Genomic DNA, 7453 nt, shown 5'->3' with positions numbered 1-7453 from the left:
GGCCAGCAGGGGGTCCGCCGCGGGGCGGCGGACGGTCAGGCCGCGATCAGCGGCGTCGACACCACGCCGGGGTGGACGTCGGCGGGGTGGCTGCCGACGGGGCGGACGGCACGGCCCGGGTCCGGGACGACAGGGAACGCACGGTGGTGGCGTCGCGGTGCATGCTCGTCCTCTCCTGCTCCCCGCCGCGGCGGGGGTCGCGTGTTGCCGTGCCGTCGGCGACGGCCGGCCTGGTCCTCACCCGGGGCACCCACCCGCGCAGGGGGTTGCCGTCCGACGAGCCGGGGCTTCGCGTCGGAGCTCGTGACCACCCGGGACGTCCGGCCGCACCGCCTCGCGGCGCCGCGGTCGTCCGACCCGGTGCGCAGGAAAGTAGGTGTGCGGACGAGGGGTGTCAACGAGCTCCGCCACCCGTCTCAAATATCGAACACACCCGACCGGATTTATCGGATACTCGGTCGCCGAGCGATCCCGTCTACGGTGGTGCCCGTGAGCCAGGACGCAGGGCAGGACGCACCGCACGGCACCCCGCACGACACCCCGCACGACGCAGCACCGGAGGCGCAGCACCGCTCCCCCGAGGCCGCGGAGATCCGGGCGCTCGTGGACCGGCTGCGGCGGCTCGTGCTGACGTACAAGTTCGGGATCGACGAGGTCATGACCAAGATCTCGATCCTTCGCGACGAGTTCCGGCACATGCAGAACTACAACCCGGTCGAGCACGTCAGCTCGCGGCTCAAGTCGCTCGAGTCGATCGTCGCCAAGTGCCGGCGCAAGGGCATCCCGCTCACGCCCGAGGGCGTCCGCGAGCACATGTTCGACGTCGCAGGCGTCCGCGTCACCTGCAGCTTCGTCTCCGACATCTACAAGGTGCGGGACATGCTCATGAACCAGGCGGACCTCACCGTCCTGGAAGAGCGCGACTACATCGCCCATCCCAAGGCCAACGGCTACAAGTCGCTGCACCTCATCGTGCAGGTGCCGGTCTACCTCTCCGACCGGGTCGAGCACGTCATCGTGGAGATCCAGCTGCGCACCATCGCCATGGACTTCTGGGCGAGCCTGGAGCACAAGATCTACTACAAGTACGCGCGCGACGTGCCGCGTCACCTCACGGACTCGCTCAAGCTCGCCGCCGACGTCGCGTCCTCCCTCGACAGCTCCATGGAGCGGATCCACGACGAGGTGAAGGCGATCGCCGGGGCAGCAGAGCCCGTCGAGCACCGCGACTCGCTGCTCACCCCCGAGGAGATGCTGCGCAACTTCTGGAGCGCCGCCGAGGTCGAGGGCGACGCCCTGCGCACGACGCGCGAGGGCTGAGCCGCCCCCGGCTCAGAACCCGCGCCGCTCCACCAGCACGAGCCGCCCACCGGCCGCGCGCGCCAGGACGTGGCTCCGGTCGTAGGGGCGGAGGTACCCGTACCGCTCGCCCACCCGCATCCAGCGGGCGGGCCCGCCCCCGTACGGCCACGCGAGGCCCCCTGCGTGCCGGACGACGATCGTGCGGGTCGGCCTGGTCCACGCGATCGGGCGGACCCGGCCGAGGCGGTCCCGGGAGTCGCGCACGACGTACAGGTCGCCGGCGCGGCCGAGGAGCGTCAACCGGGCGCCGCGGCTCAGCGTGTACCGGGTGCTCGCGGACCGCAGGGCGTACAGCGGCGCCCCGGTGCTCGCGACGGTGACGGTGCGCTGCTTCGACCAGCAGACCCCGCGGGCGATCTTCCGCGCCGCCACGACGTCGGACCGCCGGTAGCCGTAGCCCGTCGCACCCCGCACGGAGAGCACCTTCGCGGCGTACGCGTCGGTGACGTGCTCGGGCCGCCCAGCGGCCACCGGCGGGCGGGTCGTGCCGCACCGCAGGTAGATCCGGTGGTGTGCCGCCTCGTGCGCGACGACGAACCGGACGTTCGCCCGCGGCTGCCGCGCCAGGCGGGTGGACAGGGTGATGCTCCGGACCCCCGAGGTGTAGCAGCCCACCGACCGCGCGACGCCGCGGCAGGCGTCGCCGCGCACCCAGCGGATCGTGAGCCCGTAGCGCTTCGCCACGGCGCGGGCCTGGGACCGGTAGTGCCGGTTGACCGGCACGGCGCGCCGCCCGTCGGCGAGCCGCGTCGCCCGGACCGGCTCGTCGACGACGCCCACGGCGTCCGCCTCGTGCACCGGTCCGGCGTCGGCGGCGGGCGCGACCCGCTCGCCCCCGGACGGTGCCTCGAGCCCGCCGACGAGCGACGCCGCGGCGACGAGGGCGAGCGCCCCGGCCAGGAGCCCCCGCGCGCGGCGGTGACGGGTGGGCCAGGGGCGGTGCGGCGCGCGGAGCATACCGCGTCTATGCGCGGCCGCGGGCCCGCAGCCGCGGCTCCCCCTGCGGGGTCGCGGGACGCCGCGACGACGGCCGGTGGGGCCGCGCTCGCCCCGGGAAGGCCCTTGCCCGAGAAGTCCGGGCGCACCCCGCCTATGGTGTGAACGGGATCGCGGACCGGCGCCGGCTCGACGTCGACGAGGTTGCCGACGGCACGTCCTGGCCCGGCCGTTCCGCAGGGGGCGAGTCAGGAGGCAGCGCATGCCCGACGGGGGCACCAGGAACTTCCGGCTCTTCGGGGCGCCCCGCGCCCCGCACATCGAGCTCGTCCGGGAACGGCTCATCGAGCGGCTCGACGCCGACGCCGCCCTGCGGATCGTGCGCGGGCCGGCGGGCGGCGGCAAGACCTCCCTCCTGGCGGAGTGGGCGCGGCGACGCTCGGCGGCCGGCGTGTGGTTCTCCGTCCCGCCAGGGACGTCGCGGACGGACCTGTGGCGGGCCGTCGCACGACGTGCGGTGCGCGCGGGGCTCGAGGGGTTCGACGCCGCGTTCGGCCCCGGCGACCTGCAGGCCGACGAGCTTCCCGACCGGCTCGCGGACGCCGTCCTCGCCGTCCCCGGCGAGGTGCTGGTGGTGCTCGACGACTACCAGGAGATCGAGGACGACGACACGCACGGCGACGTGCTCGCCCTGCTGCGCCTGTGTCCCAACCTGTCGATCGCGATCGCCACGCTCACGACCTCGCCGCTGGAGGAGCCGGTGGTCGGCCTCCAGCTGGACCGCACGGTGATCACCGCCGACCAGCTGCCGCTCACCCCGGACGAGACCGCGCAGGTGCTGCGGCACGCCGGAGTCGACATGGACCCGGCCGAGGCGCACGTCCACACCGGCGGGCAGCCGCTCTACCTGCGGGTGGCGATGCTCGCCGCCGAGATGGCCGGTTCCCACGGCACGCCGGCGCACCTGCAGGTCGCGGAGGAGCTGCTGCGCGCCGCCGTCGACCGCCAGCTCCGCGGGCTCGAGCGCGACGAGCTCGAGGAGCTGCTCTCCCGGTGCGCGGTGCCGGAGGTCCTCACGGCCGACCTCGCCGTCGCGCTGAGCCGCGAGCCGCGGGCCCCGGAGCTCCTCACCGTGCTCGAGGAGCGCGGACTCGGCGCGTGGGAGCGCCGTCCCACCGGCCGGGTCTTCGCGCTGTTCCCCGTGGTGCGCTCGATCGTGCGCGAGACGCTGCGGCTGCGGCGGCCCGACGACCTCCGCCGGCTGCAGGCCGCGTGCGCCGGCTGGTACCTGTCCCACGGCTACCCCGTCGAGGCGCTCCGGCACGCCGTCGCCGCGGACGACCTCGCGACGGCGTCCGAGGCGGTCTCCCGGCACTGGGCGGAGCTGATCGAGCCGCAGGCGTTGCGGCGGATCGCGCCGCTCCGGGACGTGCCGGTGCACGACCTGCGCCGGTGGCCCCTGCTGGCAGGGCTGCGGGCGATCCACCACGACGGGATCCCCGGCGAGCGCGACGACGCGATCGAGTACTTCCGCATCGCGCTCGCCGCCATCCGTCCGCGGCTGCGCGCCGCCGCACCGGCCGAGCGCCTCGTGCTCGAGGTGCTCGAGTCCGTCGCGCTGCGGTGCACCGGCTCGGCGACGCGGGCGACGGAGCCGGCGCGCCGCGCGCTGCGCATCGCCGACGAGCTGGGGGCCCCGGAGCGCCGGCGGCTCTCCGGCGAGCTGCCCCGGCTCCGCGCGGAGATCGCGATGTCGTTCGCCCGCGGCGGGTCCGCGGCGGAGGCCCTGGCGGTGCTCGAGGACCTCGGCGACTCCCCGACGCAGAACCCGCGCACCCTCTACGGCCTCTCGCTCCGCGCGCTCGTGCACGCGATCCGCGGGGACATGCCCGAGGCCCTGCGCGACCTCGAGATCATCGACGCGTCCCCGCACGAGGAGGTGCACGCCGGCCGCGACGACGACCTCTACCGCCTCGCCCGGGCCATGGTCTGCCTCGAGCGGTTCGAGGCGCGCGGCGCGCAGGCCCACCTGGACGTCATGCAGCCCCACCTCGCGATGCTCGAGTCCCGTCCGCTCTTCGCGACGACCCAGGCCTTCGTGGACCTCGTCTCCTTCGAGGCGACGCTCGGGACCGAGCGCCTGCGGCGCTACATCGAGTCCGAGCGGGGCCAGCGGCGCATCTCGACCCGGAACATCGAGCAGATCGGCTACGTGAGCGGCCTGCTGGACCTCGCCGGCGGGCGCGTGGGCGCGGTGCACGCGCTCCTCAAGGTCGCGCCGCCCCAGTCGCCGCTGACGTGGCAGCTCCGCGGCCACCTGGCCCTGCTCGCGGACCACGCGCAGGCCGCGCGGGACCTCCTCGTCGAGCATCCGCCCGCCCGGGGCGCGGCGCCGCGGCAGCGGGCCGCGCACCACCTGCTCCTCGCCGCGGCCCTCCTGCGCTGCGGGGACGAGTCCTCCGCCCGCGACGCGCTCGGCAAGCTCGCGGCCGTCGTCGCCGACCGGCGGCTGCGGCTGCCGCTCGCCCTGGCGCCGCGGCGCGACCTGCTCGCGCTCGCCGATCTCGCGGCCCAGGGCCGGGACCACACGGCGCGGCGCGTGCTCGCGGACGCCGAGGAGGTGCCGGAGCTGTTCGCGGCGATGACGGACGGCACCCAGCCGCTGACCGACCGGGAGGTGGTGGTGCTCGAGGCGCTCCTGCGCCACCCGACGGCCGCCGAGATCTCGCGGCACCTCACCGTGTCGGTCAACACCGTCAAGAGCCAGCTCCGGTCGGTGTACCGCAAGCTCGGCGTCCGCCGGCGCGAGGACGCGCTGGTGCGGGGCCTCGACCTCGGGCTCATCGCGGCCGACCACGTCGACCCCGCCACCGCCTTCGACGACGACTGAGCCCGTCGACGACGGCCGGACCCGCGCGGGCCTCCCGGCACGGCGGAGGGGGCGGCTCAGACCTCGTCGACGATCCGGGCGGACTCCCGCATCCGCTCGTGCGCGGCGTCGTCGTCGAGCTCGCCCCCGGAGGCCACGAGCGCGGCCCGGCGCAGCCAGGCGAACACCACGAGGACGGGGTAGCTGTCGTCGCCCAGGTACGCCCGGCGCCGCCACGCCGCCCACGCGATCGCCCGCGTCAGCGCGGGCACGGGGTCGTCGAGCTCGTTCGCCGCGTGCGCGACGTTCTCCCAGCCGTGCGTGGTCGCGCCGACGAGCCGTGCGCCCGCGCGACCGAGCGGCCGGGCGAGGGCCGCCAGCCCGATGTCCTCGGTGAGCTCGGTGGCCTCCGTCGGCACCAGGTCGAGACCGTCGCGGTAGGTGCCGAACACCGCCGGGTCGGCGTGGCGCCACGGGTCGTCCTCCGGCAACGAGTCCAGGAGGTCGGTCAGCGCCCCGGCGAGCAGGGTCACGGCCCGCAGGCGGTGGTGGCCCGCCTGCGCCGTCATGGACTCGAGGGTGGCGACGCGGTCGTAGGGGTCGAGCAGGGGCTCGACGAGGCCGACGCCCCACGCCGCCCACGTGGTGTCGTCCCACGCCGTCCCGCCCGCGGGTGCTGCGCCCATGCCTCCACCTCCTGCTCTCGTCTGCACTCCCGGGTCCCGCCGCCGGCGCGGGGGCGCGCCGGGCGGGCAGTGTATCGACCGGCTGCCGTCGTGCGACGGCACCGACGGGTGTGCGCGGCCCTCGCCGACCACCTCCGGGAACAGTCGTATGCAGGCTCTCGCCAGTCAGCATGGCATCCCGACCCGGTCGCGGCTCCGCCGACGCGGCGGGCCGAGGGTGAAGCGCGGTGTGAAAAGCGGGGGTTCCAGGTCCGGTGCCCCGGGCGCCACCGCATCCTTGAACCGTGAACGACTCCGCCCTCCTCAGCACGCGCCCCCGCGGGGCGCGCGACACGTGGACCCCGCGTGCCGACGAGGAGGCCCCGGCGGCGGTGGACGGGGCCGTGGAGGACCCCGTCCGCACCCGGGTCGAGCGGATCGTCGCGATCCAGGACGACGCGGCCTACCGTGACGAGGTGTCGGCGTTCCTCGGCGAGCACCGGGCGCAGTGGCGCCGGATCGCCGTCCGCCTGTGCCGCACGCACAGCGTGCCGGCCGCCGCGTACGCCGACGACGTCGAGGCGATCGTCGTCGAGACCGCCTGGCGGATGCTGGAGCGCGCCCGCGACGACCGCGCCTTCCTGCGCACCATGCGTTCCTTCCTCGCCATCGTCGTGTACACGGCGCGCCCGCAGGTCCGGTCGTTCGTCGACCACGCCACCGCCCCCGCGTCGGGGATGGTGGCCGCCCAGCGCCGGCGGCGCGAGCTGGCCCGCACCCGGGCGGAGCTCGCCGCGCTCCGCGGCGCCACGCCGACCGTCGCCGAGGCCGTGCAGGCCACGAACTCGCGCCTCGCCGAGCACCGCTCCGACGTCGTGCGCCAGGGGATGGTCGTGACGGAGGCGGACGAGCTCGTCCTGCGCGGCGCGCTGTCCTTCGACGAGGCCCTCGACACGGGCCGGCTGGTCGACACGCCCGCCGACCCGCCGCTGCACCCCGTCGAGGTGCCCTCGCTCGTCCGGTCCGTCGTCGACGCGGCCACCGCCCAGGGCCGGGTGCTCGGGCACGTCGCGGCGCTCTGGATGGCCGAGGCGTCCGACGGCTCCGGGGAGCCGCCGGGCCACGACACGCTCGTGTGGATCGCCCGCACCGCGGGGATCACGCGCGCACGCGCCGCCGAGCACATCGACCGCGTCCGCGAGATCGCCGCCCAGCGGCTCCGAGCGATGGGGATCGACGACGAGGGGTCTCCGCACGACGACGTCGGGCGCTGGGGAGCGCTCCGCTAGGACCGGCCACCGGCCGACGCAGACGGGTCGCGACTCGCGGCCGAGCAGTGCACCCGCACCACGGTGGTCGCGGGATCGGGAGGGCCGCAGCCCGGAACAGTCGCGGCGACGGGGGACAGGAAGCATGACCGGAGGTGACGGCGCGCTGCGCCCGGGGGTGCGGGACGCGATCCTCGCGCTGGACGCGACGGCCGACGCGACGCCCGACGCGACGCCCGACGCGACGCCCGGCACGACTCCCGGCACCGCTCTCGGCGGTCGTGCGGAGGCCGCGGCCGAGATCGTCGCGGCGCACCACGCCGAGCTGCGCCGCGACGCGCGCCGCCTGGTGC

6 protein-coding genes and 1 riboswitch are annotated in these 7453 nt (G+C 75.9%); of the genes, 4 read left to right on the top strand and 2 right to left on the bottom strand.

Translation table 11 applies throughout. The features are described 5' to 3' along the window. Positions 1-195 precede the first annotated feature (195 nt). A riboswitch (SAM riboswitch) is annotated at positions 196-309 on the bottom strand. A 282-nt stretch (positions 310-591) separates the two neighbouring features. Continuing rightward, on the top strand, positions 592-1320 hold the full coding sequence (locus ACFUVW_RS17975; protein WP_430572674.1) for a GTP pyrophosphokinase family protein: 729 nt from the start codon (positions 592-594) through the stop codon (positions 1318-1320). Between the two features lie 12 nt (positions 1321-1332). Here ACFUVW_RS17975 and ACFUVW_RS17970 read toward each other — a convergent pair whose 3' ends face one another. After that, entirely contained in the window at positions 1333-2319 is a 987-nt protein-coding gene (locus tag ACFUVW_RS17970) for a hypothetical protein (RefSeq protein WP_430572673.1), read from the bottom strand. A gap of 241 nt (positions 2320-2560) precedes the next feature. Here ACFUVW_RS17970 and ACFUVW_RS17965 point away from each other — a divergent pair, with 241 nt between their 5' ends. After that, entirely contained in the window at positions 2561-5188 is a 2628-nt protein-coding gene (locus ACFUVW_RS17965) for a LuxR C-terminal-related transcriptional regulator (RefSeq protein ID WP_430572672.1), read from the top strand. A gap of 56 nt (positions 5189-5244) precedes the next feature. On the opposite strand, the gene ACFUVW_RS17960 is transcribed toward ACFUVW_RS17965, so the two are convergent. Continuing rightward, on the bottom strand, positions 5245-5853 hold the full coding sequence (locus ACFUVW_RS17960; protein ID WP_430572671.1) for a hypothetical protein: 609 nt from the start codon (positions 5851-5853) through the stop codon (positions 5245-5247). A gap of 284 nt (positions 5854-6137) precedes the next feature. Here ACFUVW_RS17960 and ACFUVW_RS17955 point away from each other — a divergent pair, with 284 nt between their 5' ends. Then, positions 6138-7121 (top strand): hypothetical protein, encoded by a 984-nt coding sequence (locus ACFUVW_RS17955; protein ID WP_430572670.1) that lies wholly within the window; start codon positions 6138-6140, stop codon positions 7119-7121. A gap of 124 nt (positions 7122-7245) precedes the next feature. Then, positions 7246-7453 (top strand): hypothetical protein (locus ACFUVW_RS17950; RefSeq protein WP_430572669.1); only part of this gene is annotated, 208 nt, incomplete at its 3' end.

It is taken from the genome of Isoptericola sp. NPDC057391 (genome assembly GCF_042668085.1).
Taxonomy (GTDB): domain Bacteria; phylum Actinomycetota; class Actinomycetes; order Actinomycetales; family Cellulomonadaceae; genus Isoptericola.
The sequence above is the reverse complement of the archived record's forward strand: the minus strand, read 5'-3'. Positions and strand labels throughout refer to the sequence as shown.